The sequence below is a fragment of the Allofournierella massiliensis genome, from assembly GCF_004345265.1.
GTDB lineage: Bacteria > Bacillota > Clostridia > Oscillospirales > Ruminococcaceae > Allofournierella > Allofournierella massiliensis.
The window spans coordinates 1-19,562 of record NZ_SLUM01000032.1 but is presented as its reverse complement, the minus strand read 5'-3'; the positions used below and the strand labels follow the sequence as shown (position 1 = coordinate 19,562).

General features: G+C 55.5%; 18 protein-coding genes. All 18 read left to right on the top strand.

Annotation, left to right across the window (positions count from 1 at the left end; translation table 11 throughout):
- Positions 1-134: 134 nt before the first annotated feature.
- The 18 genes from EDD77_RS15330 to EDD77_RS15245 all read left to right on the top strand — a co-directional run bounded on the left by EDD77_RS15330 (position 135) and on the right by EDD77_RS15245 (position 19,503).
- Positions 135-377, top strand: coding sequence for a hypothetical protein (locus EDD77_RS15330; RefSeq protein WP_058967077.1), 243 nt, complete (start codon positions 135-137; stop codon positions 375-377).
- Entirely contained in the window at positions 370-609 is a 240-nt protein-coding gene (locus EDD77_RS15325; RefSeq protein ID WP_058967076.1) for a hypothetical protein, read from the top strand. Before EDD77_RS15330 ends, EDD77_RS15325 begins: the two co-directional genes overlap by 8 nt.
- Complete coding sequence (locus tag EDD77_RS15320) at positions 609-923, top strand: hypothetical protein (RefSeq protein WP_058967075.1); 315 nt, start codon at positions 609-611, stop codon at positions 921-923. The genes EDD77_RS15325 and EDD77_RS15320 overlap by 1 nt, the downstream gene beginning before the upstream one ends.
- A complete protein-coding gene (locus EDD77_RS15315) occupies positions 913-1,536 on the top strand; it encodes a hypothetical protein (RefSeq protein WP_058967074.1) in 624 nt (207 codons plus the stop codon). Before EDD77_RS15320 ends, EDD77_RS15315 begins: the two co-directional genes overlap by 11 nt.
- Positions 1,533-2,171: a DUF7007 domain-containing protein gene (locus EDD77_RS18320; RefSeq protein WP_058967073.1), complete on the top strand. Its 639-nt coding sequence runs from the start codon at positions 1,533-1,535 to the stop codon at positions 2,169-2,171. Before EDD77_RS15315 ends, EDD77_RS18320 begins: the two co-directional genes overlap by 4 nt.
- On the top strand, positions 2,168-3,127 hold the full coding sequence (locus EDD77_RS15305; RefSeq protein WP_242868487.1) for a hypothetical protein: 960 nt from the start codon (positions 2,168-2,170) through the stop codon (positions 3,125-3,127). Before EDD77_RS18320 ends, EDD77_RS15305 begins: the two co-directional genes overlap by 4 nt.
- Complete coding sequence (locus EDD77_RS15300; protein ID WP_058967072.1) at positions 3,124-3,669, top strand: hypothetical protein; 546 nt, start codon at positions 3,124-3,126, stop codon at positions 3,667-3,669. The genes EDD77_RS15305 and EDD77_RS15300 overlap by 4 nt, the downstream gene beginning before the upstream one ends.
- Positions 3,670-3,679: 10 nt before the next feature.
- Complete coding sequence (locus tag EDD77_RS15295; RefSeq protein ID WP_015535527.1) at positions 3,680-3,988, top strand: hypothetical protein; 309 nt, start codon at positions 3,680-3,682, stop codon at positions 3,986-3,988.
- An 18-nt stretch (positions 3,989-4,006) separates the two neighbouring features.
- Positions 4,007-13,429 carry an LPD11 domain-containing protein gene (locus EDD77_RS15290; RefSeq protein WP_077138629.1) on the top strand — a complete coding sequence of 3,141 codons (9,423 nt, stop codon included), beginning with the start codon at positions 4,007-4,009 and terminating at the stop codon, positions 13,427-13,429.
- A gap of 11 nt (positions 13,430-13,440) precedes the next feature.
- A complete protein-coding gene (locus tag EDD77_RS15285; protein WP_058967069.1) occupies positions 13,441-13,776 on the top strand; it encodes a DUF3848 domain-containing protein in 336 nt (111 codons plus the stop codon).
- Positions 13,777-13,845: 69 nt separating this feature from the next.
- On the top strand, positions 13,846-14,178 hold the full coding sequence (locus EDD77_RS15280; protein WP_058967068.1) for a DUF6664 family protein: 333 nt from the start codon (positions 13,846-13,848) through the stop codon (positions 14,176-14,178).
- A gap of 337 nt (positions 14,179-14,515) precedes the next feature.
- Positions 14,516-15,487, top strand: a complete 972-nt coding sequence (locus EDD77_RS15275; RefSeq protein WP_058967067.1) for a DUF3991 and TOPRIM domain-containing protein — start codon at positions 14,516-14,518, stop codon at positions 15,485-15,487.
- A gap of 84 nt (positions 15,488-15,571) precedes the next feature.
- Positions 15,572-16,966 carry a helix-turn-helix domain-containing protein gene (locus EDD77_RS15270; RefSeq protein WP_058967066.1) on the top strand — a complete coding sequence of 465 codons (1,395 nt, stop codon included), beginning with the start codon at positions 15,572-15,574 and terminating at the stop codon, positions 16,964-16,966.
- 79 nt (positions 16,967-17,045) lie between these two features.
- Positions 17,046-17,237, top strand: a complete 192-nt coding sequence (locus EDD77_RS15265; RefSeq protein WP_058967065.1) for a DpnD/PcfM family protein — start codon at positions 17,046-17,048, stop codon at positions 17,235-17,237.
- Positions 17,238-17,378: 141 nt separating this feature from the next.
- The gene (locus EDD77_RS15260) at positions 17,379-17,492 is read left to right on the top strand and encodes a DUF3789 domain-containing protein (protein WP_015535520.1); all 114 of its coding nucleotides are present in this window, start codon (positions 17,379-17,381) and stop codon (positions 17,490-17,492) included.
- Positions 17,489-17,818 (top strand): plasmid mobilization protein, encoded by a 330-nt coding sequence (locus tag EDD77_RS15255; protein ID WP_058967064.1) that lies wholly within the window; start codon positions 17,489-17,491, stop codon positions 17,816-17,818. The genes EDD77_RS15260 and EDD77_RS15255 overlap by 4 nt, the downstream gene beginning before the upstream one ends.
- Positions 17,819-17,820: 2 nt before the next feature.
- On the top strand, positions 17,821-19,257 hold the full coding sequence (locus tag EDD77_RS15250; RefSeq protein WP_058967063.1) for a relaxase/mobilization nuclease domain-containing protein: 1,437 nt from the start codon (positions 17,821-17,823) through the stop codon (positions 19,255-19,257).
- Positions 19,258-19,263: 6 nt separating this feature from the next.
- Complete coding sequence (locus tag EDD77_RS15245) at positions 19,264-19,503, top strand: DUF3801 domain-containing protein (protein ID WP_058967062.1); 240 nt, start codon at positions 19,264-19,266, stop codon at positions 19,501-19,503.
- Positions 19,504-19,562 lie beyond the last annotated feature (59 nt).

Genomic DNA, 19,562 nt, shown 5'->3' with positions numbered 1-19,562 from the left:
TGCCATTGCGCTGGTGGTATTCATCATCGGCGGCCTGATTTTCCTGAAAGTCAGAAGCCGGAAGAAGTAACCAGCCAGGGGCGGCCATGCGGGGCCGCCCCTTTTACATACCAAAAAAGAAAGGAGCGTTGATGATGAAAGAACGATTTGAACAGCGGCTGTTCCGTATCTTTGCCCAGGCTGGCTACTCCCCGGTGCAGCTTCTCACCGTCACCCCGGAGGAGATGGTGGAAATCCCCGGCATTACCGTCCCCAATATCCGGGCGGTGCTGTGCGTCCAGAACAAGGTGCTGGCGGACCGGAATAAAGTCCGCAGCGGCAGGCTGGTGGAGGAACTGTTGAAAGAAGCCGGGGAAAGCAGGTGCGGCCATGAGTGAACTGCACCTGCTGGATATACTGGCGGCCCGGCATGGCTGCTTTATCTCCGACTTAAACCTCACCCCCTTCCTGCGCAGGGCAGCCTTGGCCGATTTGTGCGGGATGGAGGAAAGCGCCCATCCCCTCTATCAATGGCAGGACGCGGTGCGCTACCTTACCGGGGATGAACGGGATTTTGCCAGTGTAAAGGAAATCAAAGCATTTATCAAAAAGGATATGGAGGCAGAGTGATGAATAAGGAAAGTTTTGAATATGGAGGTTATCACTTCATTCCAGAAAGATGTTTTACTAAAGAAGAAAATAATTTCTTTGCGATCTCACGCAGGCAGCGCATAGACAAAGAACTTGGCTTTTGCAGGCCGGGTTACAGCTATGAGAGCAAGTATCCCTATTCCCATGAGGACTTCTATGCAGCGTCACCAGATAAGGAGTGCGACCTGTTTCGATGTGTAGAAAACGGAAGGCTGTACCTGCCATGCAAAAATGATTTACAGGAATATGTGGAACCACTTATAAAAAGTCGGAGGCAGAGAGATGAACGATAATATGGAAGAAAAACGCATGGCCGGTGATTATGAGATTATCCAGGCGGTGCAGATTGGCGACCGGGAGGTTGTCCTGGGGGAAAATCCACAGGATGAAACCGGCATGAAGTATATGTGCGCCTTTTGCCGGCAGAACGCATTGTTTGCAGAATACAGCGAAGTGATGGCCAGTGATGATTTCCCGGAGATTGTGGAGCTGTTCGGCCAGAGGATTGCCGAGCAAGCGCAGAAAACCCACATAGAATTGAACAAGCCCCGCATACAGGGCATAGACGACTGCCCCATCACAGCGGAGGGCTGCACCCCCATTTCCCATGAGGATGATCTGCACGGGAAAATCGTGGTGATAAAGCCGGAGGTGCTGCGCCGGGAATACCGCAGGGCTACCCGCCAGCTCAAGCTCTGTCTGGGCGGCTTTGGGGCTTCTCCACACAGCCGGGGGTCCGCCTGTTACTGCGTTGACCTCTATACCGGAAAAGAAAGCCGCTATGAGCGCATGGACGTGCTTGGTACGATACAGCCGGAAAACCTTCCCGGCTGGGCGAAGCATGGTCTTACTGCGATCCAGCAGGAACAGGTCAAAAAGGAAACGACGAAGGAGCGTGAACGATGATGGATTACAGAGAAAACGCCGGATATATCATTACGGATTCCTGTCATGTGGGCGACAGCGAGTTTGTCTTGGGCGTTCATTTGACAGCGCCCCAGCAGTTTGTCACCTGGAAATGTACAGACCGGAAGGACTATTATTGGGGCCACTATTTCAGCGACCTGTTTTCTGCGCAGAAGGATTTGGTGGCGCGGGCGCAGGAGGAGGTGCAGTGCCTGGAGGAACAGCAACAAAACACCATTGCGCCGGAGGCTCCGCCCTATTCCCCATGGGGCAAAGTCCAGGAGTGCGAAACGCTCTGCCCTGGCGTTTATTCCGTTTCTACCCCAGGGCATGGCGGTATTATGGTGCGACGGGAGCTGGCGGAAAAGGTATTCCGAAAAGAAGCGATGGGCTGTGGATTTATAGAGGGTGGCTTTCTCTGCTTTGAGGAGGACTGCGACGCGCAGGTGGCTCTCCGGGAGTTGATGGATAAAAAGATGATCCAAGTTCCGGTGAACGAGCACTTTGGTCCCGGAGTATATGAAGCTGTTATCAATAGTAGTGTACAAATTCACCATCCCGAATATTGGCAGGCACGGGAAAAGGCCATATCGGAGCAAAACCGACAAGCGAAAAAGAAAGGACGTGAGCGATGATGGAGCTGAAAATTACCAGCATGACCCCGGAGGATCGCTTGTATGCGTACAACCAGAGCAGCCAGCTTGAAGGGCAAACCGGCTGTATCGGCCATCTGCGCGGGGATTTTGGCAGCGGCCAGGAATTCTACACTTCCTGGTTCGACCATCGGAGGGAATACAAGACGGACGAGTTTAAGGCGGAGTTTGATGAAGTGGTCAACACTCTGCGGGAGAAGGACGGGCTGCTCTGCACCCGTGACAGCATGACCAGGTTTTGCTATCAGAACCCGGAGGCTGAGTTTGAGGGAAACTACTGCGCCGAGTACGGTTTTAAGGTGCAGACGCCCCAGCACACCTATATGCTCCGGTGCAATCCCAATTATGGAGACTACAACTTTTACCTCTACGCCTACGTTTCCCGATTTCTGGAACACCACATGGAAAAGGCCAAACAGGGCATCCGGTTTATCACGCCCGGCTACAAGGAGCTGTTCCGCATTCCCGACGGCGACCACATCCGCATTTTCACTGGCGGCGGAGAAACCCGCGACCGCACCTGCCGGTTCATCGACGAAACCCATTTTGAAACCAGCGGCGGGTATTCCAGCGCCCTGTATCATATTTGCGAATTTGCGGAGCGATTGGAGCAAACTCACGGGAGCGTGATCCCGCTGCGTTCTTCTCTGCCGGTGCAGTGTTTTAGTGTACTGCCCTCATCCGGGGAGCTGATTCTTCTGACCAGGGGCGAAAAAGGCTACAGCCCTTGCTATGATTTTTCAACTCCTGACGCTCAACAGAACCGAGAGTTTGCAGACGACCGCAATGTGAAGAATGGCGTTACCAAAGCACAGGAGGCCGCCATGCTTGCCGGCTCCATGCTTGGCTGGCAGACCCCCGCCGCCGATCCCAGAAACTATGACGAGCAGGGGCAGCCTATCAAGCCCAGGCAAAAAGATCGAGGTGAAGCCCGATGAAGGAGGAAAGACACGTTATCTGGAGCAATTATGGTCTTGACTATGAGGATTGGAGGGATGACCTGGAGGCGGACTACCCGGATTTATCCGAAGATGAGCGCATTTCCCTGATGTATGAGATCAATGGGGATTACCTGGATGATGAACGCGCCAACCTCAATGTGCAGCTCTCCCAACCGATTTTAGTCGTAGGCGACCTGGGCCTGTGGAATGGGCGGCGCATGGGATATAAGGAAATCCCCAGCGGCAACATCCGGGACTGCCTGTATTCCGATACGGATTATTCCACCTGGTATGTGGACAGGCTGGGCGATCTGCGGTGCGACGCCATCCACCATGATGGCACGAACTTTTACCTCTACCGCGTTTACAAGGACATCGCCAGCCCTTCTCAAATTGAACTGCTGAAAGAAAAACTATATCGCGGCATTGCAACCCGCGCCGATATTACAAGAGTGACCCGCAGGCTTGGAGATGACATCGCCAAAGTCTACGGGTTTTCCATTCCCCGGCAGAGGCAGGCCGCCGCCATGGAAAGATGAGGTGATAAAAATGGCGTCTTTACCGCCCGTAAAACTGGATACGCATGAGGATTGGTTCAACTTGCTGATGACGGTTCTCCATCAGCAGGCGGAACAGAATCCCTATGAAGAATACCGGGAGATGGCCCAAAAGCTGATCGACCAGTTTATGCGTTATGGGAGGCCCTTTGTTGACAGCGACCATGCGCCCTGCGTGGCGCTACGGATGTACCCGAAGGAGGCCGGAAATACCATCTGGCTGTTGCTGCTCTCCCTGTGCAATCAATATGACCCGGATAAGGATTACAGCGCAGAACTGAAAGCTGCGAAAAAAGAATAAGAAAAGGAGGGGCAACCGATGGCGATACGATATAAAGCCTTGACGGAGCTGTACCAGGAAACGCAGCGCAGCGTGACAGCTCCTGACCAGTGGCGGGCATTTCTGGCTTCTGCCTGCCGCAACTACCGGCTTTCTTTCGATGAACAACTGCTTGTCTACGCCCAGCGCCCAGACGCCACCGCCGTCCTGGAGATCGAGCGATGGAACCGGCAATTTGGGCGCTGGGTAAACCGGGGCGCAAACGGCATTGCTGTTTTTGACGGTGAACACAATGGCAAACCCCGGCTGAAATACTACTTTGATATTTCCGATACCCATGAAGCCCGGTTCCCCCGGCCCGTCCCCCTTTGGACGGTGCGGGAAGAATACGCGCCGGACATCATCGAAACACTGGAAAACAGCTTTGGGGAGTTGGAACACAAGGAGGATTTGGGCGAAGCCCTGCTCTATGCGGCCAAGAACGCCGTAGAGGACAATATGCCCGACTATCTTTCTGAATTGAAAACCCTTACAGAAGGCAGCTTTCTGGAAGAACTGGACGAGCTGAACCTGGAGGTGGAATACCGCAGGGCGGTTCAAAACAGCATTGGATATATGCTGCTGGTGCGCTGCGGCCTCGACCCGTCTGAATACTTTGAGGATGAGGATTTTCGGGATGTGCTGAATTTCAACACACCGCAGACGCTGAACGCTTTGGGCGTGGCTGCCGGGGACATCTCCCAGATGTGCCTTTCCGCCATTTCCCGCACGGTCCTTGCCCTGCAAAGACAGCCCCAAAAAGAAAATCGCACATTTGAACCCCAGCAGAAAAACCAGTATGCTGTAACTGAACAGGAAAACACACAGCCGGAAAGGAGTTTTGAATATGACCGAGATCACTTACACCAGGCAGGGCGACTACAATCTGCCGAACCTTCTGCCGCCCCAGGAGGAGCCGGTTCCCCATGGGAAATACGCATTGCTTCGGAAGAAATTTCTCAAGGAGCACCGCAGGGTGACGTACACGAACCTGCTGACCAACGGGAAATTGAACACTCATCTGGCGGAGATCCAGCAGACCGCCCAGCGCCGGATGGAGGAAATCGTGGCGCAGATGGCGAAAGCCGAGGGCGTGACGGAGGAACTGAAAGCCAGAGATCAGATGAAGTGGGTGCAGATGATGAACAACCTGCAGAACGCGGCGGAGGAAACGGTGCTGGCGGAGCTGATCTACAGCTAACGACCCAAGAGCCGGAACCGGAAGAAAGCGCAGGTGGCGAACAGCTCCCTGCGCTTTTGGATGAAAAGCAGATCATGGCCATCATCGCCAACAAGGACGATGAACTCAAGTATAAAAAACAGCAGATCGAGCTTTTCTTCTCGGTTCACAGCGACGTTCAGGAACGGGCGGAATATCTGAGATCCGCCTACCAAGACCGGTACACCGAGATCATCGCTGACGGGCAGCGCCTGGGATATAAGCCCCAGGAGAATGGCCTGCTCATGTGGGAAGGATCTTACCCATCCCGCACCAGGGAATCCGTATTTTCCTGGGAAGTGGTGGCAGGCTGGACCGCCCAGCTCATCGACAAAAAAGAATATTTCATTCAAACGGACATCCCGCAGCTCCCCGACCAAGAGAGCCAGCAGATGTCCCTTTTTGATTTTGCGGCGTTCAACCAGCCGGCCCAGGCAGAGGGTACGGCCCAGCCATCCATTTTCCCTCACCCGGCTCTGCCCCAGCAGGTGATCGACGAGGCGCTGTGCATCGGCGCCAACGACCAGAACAGCCGCCTCATTATCTGCGCCTATTTCAAAAAGGATAAACCGGACAATGCCCGGTTCCTTTCCGGGCACTACGGCGAAAACGGTGCGGGCTTTTATCTGGATGGCCGGCAGTACGCCATCTGGTACAACGCCGAGGGAATCCGCATTGCCCAGGGTGAGAGCGCCCAGCGTTCCAGTGCAACCCTCATCTCTTGGGAACAGGCGGCGGCCCGTATCCGGGAACTGCTGGATTTGGGCCGGTATATGCCCCAGAGCGAGCTGGACCGGGCGGACGGGTATGAACGCCAGCAACGGGCCGCGCAGCTATGGTATCTCCGGCAGGATTTTGCAGAAGGCACCGCCGACGCGGGCTATCTTCCCACGGTGAACGCCATTTACAACACGCATCAGGGATTTCCAGAGGAAAGCGCCGCCATCCAGGGGCTGTTAAACCACCCGGAGGCGCTCCACACCATACGGGATGAACTGGAGCAGTTTGTCCAGGCATACGGAGAGAACCGGGAACTGCTGAGGTTCCATTTCCATCGCCCGCAAAGACTGCTGGAACAGCTTTCCGACCTGCAGCGGGAACCGCTGCACTTTACCGCCGCAGAGGGGTACGACCCACAGTGTCGGTTTTTCATTTCCGGGGACGAGATCGACAACCTTCTCCGGGGCGGGAAACGCAGCACGGATTACCGGCTGGCTGTGTATTCCTTCTACCGCCACCACACGGAGCGCAAAGAGCGGGAGAATTTCTTAAAGCACTACCACGGCGAGTACAGCGGCTATTCCGGCGGCAATGACGATGTGACCTACCAGCTCAGCAAGGGGGTCTCCTTCAGCCACGGCGATCTCACTCGGCCCTATGCCAAGGTGGAGTTGAAATGGAACGCCGTGGAAAAGCGCGTCAGCGCCATGATCGCCCAGGGGCGGTTCCTCACCGATGAGGACCGCGCCGCTATGCCGCAGTATGAGAAGCACCAGCTTGCCCGGAACATCCATGCCTTCTTTGGGGACGTGCCCCAGGAGCAGCCCCACCCCTATCCCTTTGGCTTTGACCATTGGGACGCGGTGAAGCTCATTGAGCCGCAGCTTGATGATCCGGCCCGTGTGGAAGAAATCTATCAGATGATGGTCCCCATTTGGGAGGCCACCCCGCAGGATGACAGGAGGTATGACCTGCGCCGGCAGGCGTTTGAAAACCTTACCGCCTTCCGACAGGGAACCTTCACGCTCTTTGCGGAGCACAAGGAGCCGGTGGCTCCTGCCATGCCGCAGGCGAAAGCCTACGACCTGGGCTATGGCCATCTGGGAAATGGGCTTACTGTGTGGAACCGGCTGGAGGAAGAACACGGGGACTACAAAACAGTGGCCCACATCGCCCCGGACCGCACGGTGACGATTTACGATGAGGAAATGCCCCAGACGGTGCGGGATGAAATCCAGCGGATCGCTGATTCTTCGGAAATGACGATTTCCGCCACCCAGGACGCGCCGGTGTTCGCTGTGCCGCCCAGAGCGCAGGAACCACCCCAAAAAGAAGAACCGGCAGACCCCTACCCGGAGCTGGCCGCCCAGGTGTTGCGCTTTGTGGGAGAGTTTGACGGTTCACGCATGGACTATGGCGAAGATGACGCTCAGGCGGTGGAGAATATCGCCCAGCAGCTCCATGACCCTGTTCAGCGGGAGGAAATCCGCAGACTGCTTCAATCCTTCCTGGACCATGCGGACCCGGAAGAAGAAATCGCGGTGGACATCTCCCTCTGTATGGAGCAGATCGCGGAGCTGCCCCCGGCCCTTTCCCCGGAACAGGCGCAGATAGCAGAAATCGCCGGTTATCTGGAGGAGGCCGGATATGCGGTATCCAGCGAACTGGTCGAAGAAGGTTTGATGGATTACCGTGCCCATGGCGGCAAAGGTAACAGCCAGGATGTTGCCGACTTCATTGAGCGAGGCTTTTTGTCCGAGGAGCCGGAACTTGCTTCTCTGGAGATCGCCAAAGAGTTTATCAACGATTTCTGCGTGGCCGAGTATGGCAGCCCAGCAGATTTCAGCGATTTGGAAAAGGTGGGCATTGCCTACACTACCGTCACCGATGAGGAAATCCCCATCCAGGTCAATGCAGATTTGGTCCATTACCGCATTGAGCGTTACCTGGACGGGCAGTTTTTGGAGCGCAGGCAGTATGAGAGCCTGGATGAACTCATCCAAAACGAGCTGGCCGAACTGGATTTTGATGACCTCATTTCCGTTTCCGATGGAGAACTGGAATCCATCGGTGCCACGCCGGAGCAGGGGTCAGATGGCTATTTCTTACTCAGCCGCCTGAAAGATGACTGTGAATATTTCCTTGGCGCTGGCGGACGGGCGGAAAAGCACCTGTGGGCTGGGAACGTGCGGGAACAGATCGCAAAAATGCGGGAACTTTATGCTGCCCTGCCAGATGAACCGGAATGGCTCACCATGGAGGACATCGACCGTTACGCCCAGCGCATGGAGCCGCCTTACGAAGTGGTGGTGTACCATCATTTTGAAAATGGGGTTGATGAACGGCTGGATTACCAAACGCTGGCGGAGGCCGAACAAGCTGCGCAAAAATATGTGGCCGGCACTATGGAGGGCGAGGATGGCTTTGCCTATGATGGCGCGGGTATCTATGACCTTCAGGAGAACAGATGGCTGCGGGTTTACGGGAACTTCCCTGATGAACGAGCCATTGAGCAGGCAAAACAAGCCCCTGCCGCAGAGGAACAGCCAGCCAGCCCAGAGCAGGCCGATTTACAGCCTAAAAAAGAAGAAGCACTCCCCCTGCCGCCGAAGCGCCCCCGCCGTGAGCGCATTACCTTCACCACTCTGCACCCGGAGATCCCAAGGGACCAGCGCCATGATTTCCACATCACCGACGACGCCTTGGGCCACGGCACCCCCAGCGAGAAATACGCGGCCAATGTTGCCGCCATCCGCACCTTGAAGCAGATTGAGGCGGAGGAACGGCTGGCCACACCCGAAGAACAGGAAATCCTATCCCGCTATGTGGGCTGGGGCGGCCTTGCAAACTGCTTTGAACAAACCAGCCCCCATTATGAGGAACTGAAATCTCTGCTGGATTCGGAGGAATACGCAGCGGCCAGGGCCAGCTCCCTCACCGCCTTTTACACGCCGCCTGTGGTCATCCGGGGAATCTATAAGGCCCTGTCCCAGATGGGCTTTACCCAGGGCAACATTTTGGAGCCATCCTGCGGCACCGGCAATTTCCTTGGCTTGCTCCCCACAGATATGGCGGGCAGCAAAGCCTATGGCGTGGAGCTGGATTCCATTTCCGGGCGGATTGCGGGCCAGCTTTACCAGAACGCCAGCATTTCCGTGAACGGCTTTGAAACCGTGCAAATGCCCGACAGCTTTTTTGATGTGGCCGTGGGCAACGTCCCCTTTGGGGATTTCAAGGTGCTGGATAAGCGGTACGACAAGCACCACTGGCTCATCCATGACTATTTCTTCGGAAAGACGCTGGACAAGGTACGGCCCGGCGGTATTGTGGCGTTCATCACCAGCAAGGGAACTCTGGACAAGGAAAACTCCGCTGTCCGCAAATACCTGGCCCAGCGCGCCGACCTCATTGGGGCCATCCGCCTGCCGGATAACACCTTCAGGCGGAATGCCGGAACGGAAGTGACCAGCGACATCATTTTCCTGCAAAAGCGCGACCACATCACCGATTTGGAGCAGGATTGGGTTCATTTGGACACAGATGAAAACGGAATCCGCATGAACCGCTATTTCGTGCAGCACCCGGAGATGATTCTGGGCGACATGGTGATGGAATCCACCCGGTTCGGGCCGGACAGCGCCTGCAAAGCCCGCGAGAGTGAAGATTTATCCGATCAGCTTGCCAATGCCATCCAGTTCTTGCAGGCCGAGATCAAGCCCTACGAGCTGGAGGAACTGGACGAGGAGGAAGATCGCTCCATCCCTGCCGACCCCACAGTGAAGAATTTCAGCTACACGATTGCAGATGGGCAAGTATACTACCGAGAAAACAGCCTCATGCACCCGGTGGAAGTCTCCGTCACGGCGGAAAACCGTATCCGTGGCATGATCGAGCTGCGGGAATGTGTCCGCAGGCTCATTGAGTACCAAACCGAAGGCTACCCGGATGAGGATATTGCAGCCGAGCAGCAAAAGCTCAATGTTCTTTACGACAGCTTTACCGCCAAGTACGGCCTGATTAACAGCCGGGGCAACAAGCTGGCCTTTTCGGAGGACTCCAGCTACTGCCTTCTCTGCTCTCTGGAGGTGTTGGATGAGCAGGGCAACCTAAAAAGAAAAGCCGATATGTTCACCCGGCGCACCATCCGGCCCCATGTGGCTGTTACCAGCGTGGATACGGCCAGTGAAGCATTGGCGGTGTCCATCTCGGAAAAAGCCCGTGTGGATATGGACTATATGGCGGAGCTGTCGGGGAAATCCCCGGAGGAACTGGAACAGGAACTTGCCGGGGTGATTTACCGGGATATTCGCTGCGCGGAGAACCCGGAGGACATCCTGCCTCCTTTGGCCGATCTGAGCCGCTATCCTCTTGTCACAGCGGATGAGTACCTTTCCGGGAAAGTGCGCCAAAAGCTTCGCATGGCAAAAGCCTTCCTGGAAGTGGTCCCCGATCATCAGAAAGAAGCCGCCCGCAGGAATGTGGAGGCTTTGGAGGCCGTCCAGCCCCAGGACCTGGGCGCTGGAGAAATTGGCGTGCGCATTGGCGCGAACTGGGTGCCCGTCGAGGTGTACCAGCAGTTCATGGTGGAGCTGCTCACCCCCAATTACTATGTGCGGGACCGTATCAGAATCCTGCGCTCTGAAGCCACCGGCCACTGGAGTATCCGGGAGAAAAACGCCGACCGCAGCAATGTAAAGGCCAATACCACCTACGGCACCAAGCGGATGAGCGCCTACCACATCCTGGAGCAGACCCTGAATCAGAAGGATGTGCGGGTATTTGACTATATTGAGGACGAGAACGGCAAGAAAAAGCCTGTCCTCAACAAAAAGGAAACCGCGATTGCCCAGGACCGGCAGGAGCTGATTAAGCAAAAGTTTATCGGGTGGGTCTGGAAAGACATCGACCGCCGGGAACTGCTGTGCCGCATTTACAACGAAACCTTCAACGGCGTCCGCCCCCGTGAATATGATGGGCGGCACATCCGGTTTGAGGGCATGAACCCGGAAATTTCCCTACGGCCTCATCAGATCAACGCGATTGCCCATATCCTTTACGGCGGGAATACCCTGCTGGCCCACGAGGTGGGGGCGGGCAAGACCTACGAGATGGTGGCCGCTGCCATGGAGATGAAGCGTTTGGGCCTTTGCACCAAGTCGCTGATCGTGGTGCCAAACCACATCACCGAGCAGTGGGCGGCGGAATGGCTCCAGCTCTATCCCAGCGCCAACATTTTAGTCGCCACGAAGAAAGACTTTGAAACCCAGAACCGCAAGAAGTTTTGCAGCCGCATTGCCACCGGGGACTATGACGCCATCATCATCGGGCACTCGCAATTTGAAAAAATCCCCATGAGTGTGGAGCGCCAGCAGGCCATTTTGGAGCGCCAGATTGAGGAAATCCTGGAAGGAATCGAGCAGGCCAAGGCGCAGAAGGCAGAACGCTACACGGTCAAGCAGATGGAGCGCACCCGGAAATCGCTGGAGGCAAGGCTTGCCAAGCTCAACGACCAGAGCCGCAAGGATGATGTGGTCACGTTTGAGCAGCTCGGCGTGGACCGGCTTTTCATTGATGAGAGCCATTATTTTAAGAACTTGTTTTTGGCGACAAAAATGCGGAATGTGGGCGGCATTGCCCAGACCGAGGCTCAGAAAAGTTCCGACCTCTTTATGAAGTGTCAGTACCTGGACGAGCTGACGGGTGGGCGCGGCGTGATATTTGCCACCGGCACCCCCATTTCCAACTCCATGGTAGAGCTCTACACCATCCAGCGGTACTTGCAGTACCGGCTCCTGCAGGAGATGGGCCTGATCCACTTTGACGATTGGGCGAGTAATTTTGGGGAGACTGTCACTGCCATCGAGTTATCGCCGGAAGGCACCGGCTACCGGGCAAAAACCCGGTTTGCTAAGTTTTATAATCTGCCGGAGCTGATGGCCGCTTTCAAGGAGGTGGCTGACATCCAAACAGCGGATATGCTCAAACTTCCCGTGCCCAAAGCCAACTTCCACACGGAAGTGATCCAGCCCTCGGAGCTTCAGAAAGAGATGATAAAGGGGCTGGCGGAACGGGCTGAGAAGATTCGCGCCGGAGGGGTTGACCCCCATGTGGACAATATGCTGCGCATTACCAACGATGGAAGAAAACTGGCGTTGGATATGCGGCTGATTCAGCCCCTGGCCCCGGATGACCCCAATGGCAAGGTGGCTGTCTGCGCCCGGAATGTGTTCCGCATCTGGGAACAGACCAAAGAAAAACGCTCTGCCCAGCTTGTGTTCTGCGACCTGTCCACCCCTACCACCGATGGCTCGTTCAGTGTTTATGACGACCTAAAAAAGAAACTGATGGACGCCGGTATCCCGGAGGAGGAAATCGCCTTTATCCACACGGCAGACAGCGAAGCCAAAAAGAAGGAGCTGTTTTCCAAGGTGCGCTCCGGGCAGGTGCGGGTGCTGCTGGGTTCCACGGCCAAGATGGGCGCGGGCACCAATGTGCAGGACCGCTTGATTGCCCTGCACGATTTAGACTGCCCCTGGCGGCCTTCCGACCTGCAGCAGCGGCTGGGGCGTATCGTCCGCCAGGGAAATGAAAACGAGGAGGTGGAAATCTATCGCTATGTCACCGAGGGCACTTTTGACGCTTACCTCTACCAGCTTGTGGAGAACAAGCAGAAGTTTATCGCACAGATTATGACCAGCAAGGCCCCTGTCCGCGTAGCGGATGATGTGGACGAAACTGCCCTCAGCTATTCGGAGATCAAGGCGTTGGCCACTGGCAACCCGCTTATCATTGAAAAGTGCAACCTGGATATGGAGGTGGCGCGGCTGGGTATGCTGAAAGCCAGCCACTTGAATCAGGTATATGCCCTGGAGGAGCTGGTGTACCGCAAGTACCCAGAGGAGATCACCCGGCTCACGGGGCTGATTGCGGGTTATGAGAAGGATGTGGCGCTGGCGGCGGCCCACCCCAAGGCTCAGGAAGGCTTCTGCGGTATGGAGGTGGAGGGCAGGCACTACACCGAAAAAGAGGACGCTGGCAAGGCCATCATTGATGTTTGCACCCGCATGACTGGCTCCGACGCTGTTCTTTTGGGGCAGTACCGGGGCTTTTCCATGGTGCTGGCCTATGATGGCAGGAGCAACGAGTACCGGATCACACTCAAAGGCACTCTTTCCCACACGGTGACGCTGGGGCCGGATGTGTTCGGCAATATCACCCGTCTGGACAACGCACTGGAGAACCTTGCGGGCAGCCTGCAGGCCGAGCAAAACAGCTTGGAGGAAACCAAAGCCCAGCTTGAAAACGCTCGTACCGAACTGGCTGCTCCCTTTGCCCGCGAGGAGGAACTTGCGGAGAAAACAGCCCGTTTGAAAGAGTTGAATATTCTGCTCAACATGGATGAGAAGGACAAGACCCTGCTGGACGATACCCCAGACGAGGGCGAGGAAGTGCCAGCCCGGAAGGTTGTGGAACTGGCACGGTAAAGGAGGATACGATGACCAACGAAGAATTGAATACCAGGCTCTATGAGAAAATGTTTACGGAACAGGAGCAGTTCCGGGATTGGCTGCTTTCCCAGCCGCCGGCTGAAATTTTGAACCACGCTTATGAGTACACGGTGCGGGAGGACATTTTGATGACCTTGGAAACCCGTGATTTGGAGGACGGGCAGGCCAGGGCGCTTTTGAAATCCGGCAAGCCCTTGAAGCAGATTTTTGAGCGATGGGAGAACCAGGAACCCTCTTATATGGATACGGTATGGGATACCGTCCAGGAACAGGCCAGGGCCGCCGAAGCCAAACAGAAAGCCAAGGCACAGATGGAGCGGTAATCGCACATTTGCCATTGCGCTGCGGGGCAGGTATAGTATAATAAAAATCGTAACAAGGGGTGATGATAGATGGACGATAGCTACTGCCTGCTCCCGGAGCGCATTTCCGAGCAGTTTTCTGAAATCGACAGCGACATTGTGATGGATTTGGCGGCTGCCAGCCCGGAATATGCCAAGTTAAAGGCCCAGATGGAAGAACTGAAACGCCAAAATCCTGTGATTGGCGCTCTGCTGGAGGGCAAGGGAGAACTTTCTTTTACTGCTGAGGAGCATGAAGCCTGGAAGGAATTTATCCGGCTGTATATGCGGGCCGATAATATGGAACGGGAACACATCTACTTCCGGGGCCACGCAGACGGTTTTGCCTATCTGAAGAAAATCGGCGCTTTCAAAACGGAATAGTTCTTTAGGCGGCATGGAGAAATCCATGCCGCTTTTACATACCAAAATTCATTCGAACCCAAAAAAGGTTTTGTAGAAAATAAGTTTTTACGGATTACAAGTAAAAACTATTGATATTCTTGGAGTTTTTGGCTATAGCTTAAAGCTGCCGCCCAAAACTGCACATTCCCCATTCATATCTGCATATAAATCGCAAAAGTATATGCAGAAAAGGGCCGATTGGAGCAATCCAGTCGGCTTTTTTCATATCTGAAAAGAGTACAGCCCCCTTTACATAGTCAGCTACCCCACGTGGGGCGGCTAATCTACGGCTATGTAAAGGGGGCTGTATTTTTTTATGCCTTTTTACGATTCAGAAGCCATCGAACGGGCAAGGCAGGTGGATTTGCTCACCTACCTGCAGACCTGCGAACCCCAGGAGCTGGTCCATGTGTCCGGCAATGTCTACTGTACCAAGACTCATGACAGCCTGCGGATCTCCAACGGAAAGTGGTGCTGGTTTTCCCGTGGGATCGGCGGTTACAGCGCGCTGGACTATCTCATCAAGGTCAACGGCTATTCCTTTTTGGAGGCTATGGAAACCATCTCCGGCAGGGCGGCCATCCCGCCGCCTTCCTTCGTGCCGACGCCGAAGGAGGAAAAGCCTAAGCACCTGCTTCTGCCCCAGGCCGCCCCAGACAACCGGGCAATGATGGCCTATCTCAAGGGCCGGGGCATTGACCAGGAGATTTTGGACTACTGCGTCCAGACCGGGCGGATTTATGAGAGCCGGAACAAAGGCCACAGCAACGTGGTTTTTGTGGGCTTCGACAAGGACGGCAAGGCGCGGTTCGGCTGCCTGCGGGGAATCAGTGAAGCCCGGTTCCACGGGGATTTAAGCGGCAGTGATAAGCACTTTTCCTTTGCCCTGCCCGCCTGCGTGGATAATCCGGCGGTCCATCTATGCGAGTGCGCCATTGATGTCATGTCCTACGCCACGCTCTGCAAGCTGGACGGGATCGACTGGCGGCGGCACAATCTGTTGTCCCTGGCCGGGGTGTATCAGCCGAAGAAAAAGATGGAGGAAAGCAAGCTGCCGGTGGCCCTCACCCGGTTTTTGGAGGACCACCCCCATGTGAAAACCATCTATCTCCATCTGGACAATGATACCGCCGGCAGGCTGGCGGCCAAGGCGATCATGGCTGTCATGCCGGAAGGCTACCGGGTGGAGAACAAACCCCCGCCCCGTGGAAAGGATGTGAATGATTTTCTGTGCCACCGGCTGGGGATTCCCATTCGGGGCAGCCACAGCAAAGAGCCGGAGCGGTGAGTTGCCGGTTTCCCAGCTTCGACAGATTCTCCCTCTTGCAAATTGTTATCATATATGTTAACATTAAAGCAGTGAGGTGAGAGTATGGATGAACTGCGTAAACGGCAGAAAATCATATCCCAGCTTGTGGAGGCCCGTCTGGAACAGGGCATTTCCCAGGCAGAGCTGGCCAGACGGCTGGGAATCCAGCGTTCCGGCATTAACCGCCTGGAAAGTGGGACACAGAACCCCACGCTTGATATGATCTTAAAAATCGCCTCGGCGCTGGGGAAGGATGTTTCACTGGAACTAAACGACAAGGAGGAGCCTATGAGTCATGTTTACAGTCTCCGCATTTATGATACGGAGCTAATGCGCTTTTCCATGGAAAAGCAGGGCTTGTCCGGCCTTGTGGCTGAAATCTTATACACCAACGAGGAGCAGGCCCATTTGCTGCCTTTGGATATGGAGCGCACCGGCGAGGGCGTCATCCATTGGCTGGAGCGGCGGGTTATCCCTAAAAACCGCGCCTTTGTGGACGAGATTCTGAAAACCCTTGGCCTCAGCCATAACGACACGAAGGGAATCATCGACGTGTGCAAGGGGCTGTCGCTGAACGACAGCTATTGGGTGGTGCCGGAAGGATTTGAAGGGAAATTCTCCCAATACAATCTTTACGAAAACCGCTTTTCCGAGATACTGGCGCTGGTGGCCTATACCGGCGCAGGCGGGAGCCGGCAGGCATTTACCACGTCCCCGGAGCTGACCACAGGCGGTATGCTGCCCAAGGCGTGGCGCTATGTGGACCACGATGGGATTTATCTCTATAAGGGCGGCACGACCGGCGCGTCCAATACGGGCCGGGAACCGTACTGCGAGTATTATGCTTCGCAGATTGCGGAAACCATGCGTCTGAACGCCGTGCATTATGACCTGGAGAACTGGAAAGGCATTACCGCCTCTAAGTGCGCCCTGTTTACCAACATCGACACGGCCTATATCCCCATCGGGCGCATTGTCCGAACCGGGGGCATTGCCGCCTGCCTTGCCTACTACGACAAGCTGGGGCCGGAGTTTTCCGAGCAAATCCGCAGTATGCTGGTGTTTGACGCCCTGATCTACAATGAGGACCGCCACTTTGGAAACTTTGGCGTCCTGCGGGATAACCACAGCGGCAACATCATCGCGCCCGCCCCCATTTTTGACAACGGGCTGTCCCTGTTCTGCTATGCCGGTAAGGAAGATTATGCGAACCTGGACGAGTACGCCAAAACCCGTTCCAACCCGTATAATATCTCCTATGAGGAAGTGTGCGCGGAGGTCATGGGGCCAAAGCAGAAAGAGCAGCTCCGCCGCATGATCGGGTTCCGGTTCAAGCGCCATGAAAGCATTAATCTGCCGGAAGAACATTTGCAGGCTATTGAGAAGCATTTGGAGGGCCGGGTGCGTAAGCTGCTGGCAATCCCCACCCGTCATCTGAAACAGGAGAAGGCGCGGTAAAAACGAATATCTTTTTTGGAGAGCGTTCTGAAAATGGACGCTCTTTTTTGCTACCCATTTTTAGAGAGGAGCGTGAGCGATGAACCATTATGATGTTACCATCCGGGAAACGCTGGAGGTGAAAATGAAGGTGGCGGCAAACAGCCGGGAGGAGGCCGAGCAGTTTGCCAGGGACCAATGGAAACGCGGCGAGGTCGTTCTGGACGCCAGCCATTTTACCGGCGTGGAGTTCCATGCCAAGCGGTATTCCCGTGACCGGGGCGAGCGATGAGTTCTTTTTTCGCCTGTCCCAGATTCCCCGCAGGGGAATGGAATGTAGCTGTACCAGCAAGCATCGCCTTTGTGATACCACAAAGGCCGCTTGTTAGGGGGAACGCCCCCTAATACCCCTTTTGAAAGGATGGAGGTTTTCATGGAAGGATTGTTTTTTGCCATTGGATTTCTGCTGGGCGGTGTGGTCGGCGTGCTGATTATGTGCCTGCTTCAAATCAACCGCATAGGCAGAAAGGAGGATTCAGAAGAATGAGAAAACGCAACGTACACGTCCAGTTCTGGCTGGACAAAAAAGAGGCGGAAGCCTTTAACAAGAAAGTAAAACGCAGCGGCCTTTCCCGCGAGGCGTACCTGCGCCATCTGGTGAACGGCCTGGTTCCCCAGGACGCGCCGCCGCCCGCCTACTACGACTTTATGCGGGAGCTTCACCGGATCGGCGGCAACCTCAACCAGATCGCCCAGAAAGCCCATGTGCTGGGCGTCATTGATGAGCGCCGCTACGATGAGGAAATGCGGAAGTTTGACCAGCTTGTCCGGGACATCACCAAAGCGGTGATCCTTCCCCGCGCTATGGAGTAACTTTGGCTACCACATCCATCTGGCGGGTGAACGGCTGGCTGGGCAAGGTCCTCATCTATATCGAGAATCCAGATAAGACCGAAAATCCTGATTTCTTTGAAAAGCAGGATATGGATGGCAAGGAGGCCCAGGGCCTATCCGATGTGATCGAGTATGCCGTCCAGCAGCAAAAAACAGGCAAGGCGGTGGAAAGCGAAGGCGAAACGGTCATGCGGCAGTTTGTTTCCGGGGTGAATTGCAGCCCCTCTACTGCCCGCGATGAGATGATAGCGGTAAAAAAGCGGTTTGGAAAGGAGGACGGGACTGTGGCCTACCACGGCTATCAGAGCTTTGCCCCCGGCGAGGCTACGCCGGAGCTGGCCCATGAGATCGGCCTTGCCCTGGCAAAAAAGCTGTGGGGTGAAAAATACCAGGTGCTGGTGGCTACCCATCTGGACAGGGAAAATCATCTGCACAATCATTTTGTAGTGAACACGGTTTCCTTCGTGGACGGCATCAAGTACCATCGTACCGAGCAGGATTATTTCGATATGCAGCGGGAATCCGACCGGCTGTGCCGCGAGTATGGGCTTTCTGTCATTGAGAACCCCCAGCGGGGAAAATCCAAGCACTACGGGGAATGGCGGGCCGAGCAGGAAGGCCGCCCCACCTATCTCTCCCTCATCAAAGCCGATGTGGATACTGCCATCCGTCAGTCTATGACGGAACGGCAGTTTTTTTATCATCTGCGGCAGATGGGCTACGACGTCAAGGTGGGCAAGGATATTACGGTCCGCCCGCCGAATTACCCCCGTGGACGCAAGCTCATGCGTAACTTTGGCGAGGACTACTCGATGGAGAACATCCGCAGGCGGATTTTAGCCCAGCGCCGCCCCCAGCGGGAACACAGGCCGGAGCCGTTTCGGTGCAGGCTCCACGGAGATTTGAAACAGGTCAAAAAGGTGACGGGGTTCCGCGCCCTCTACTTCCACTACTGCTATCTGCTGGGGGTATTCCCCCAAAAGCAGAACCGCCCGCCCAGGCGGGTGCCTCATACACTGCGGGAAGATTTGATTCGGGCGCAGGAGCTTACCGACGAAGCCCGCCTTCTCTCCCGCCACCGCATTGACACCCTGGAGCAGCTTAACGCCTATCGGTCCGATGTGGAATCTCAGCTTGCCGGCCTGACGGAACAGCGGAAAAGCCTGTACCGGAAACTTCGCACCAAGGCAGTGCTGGCCGACCCAGCCCAGCAGGAACACATTCGGGCTGAGATCTCCAAACTATCTGCGCAGATCAAGGAGCTGCGCCGGGAGGTGAAGCTGTGCGGGGATATTGCCCTGCGCTCCACTTCCATCAAGGATAAGATACAGGCCGCCCGTGAGGAAGTCTCCGGCAGGGATGAGAAAGCCCGCCAGGAGCCGGAGCAGGGCCGGGCGGCTCCCCCAGGAAGGAGATGATTTTCGATGTATAACTCAGGCGACGCGGCGGAGCAAGTGGTACGGATGAGCCTGGAGGGTGCTGAATTTGCCCTCAAGATCACCGGCACTGCCGCTAAAAATCTGGCCGCCGCCCTTTACACGGTTTTGAAAGACCAGAAAAAGACCAAGGGCAAAGCCCGTATTGAGGCTATGCTGCGGGAAAAGCGCCCCTTAAAGGTTTACACCATCAAGAAGTCTGCAAATAAAAAGTCAACAGGGAATTGAGGAAAGTTTGCAACCTTAGTAGGAGGCGAAAGAGAGCAAAACAAAAAGACCGCCGCGCA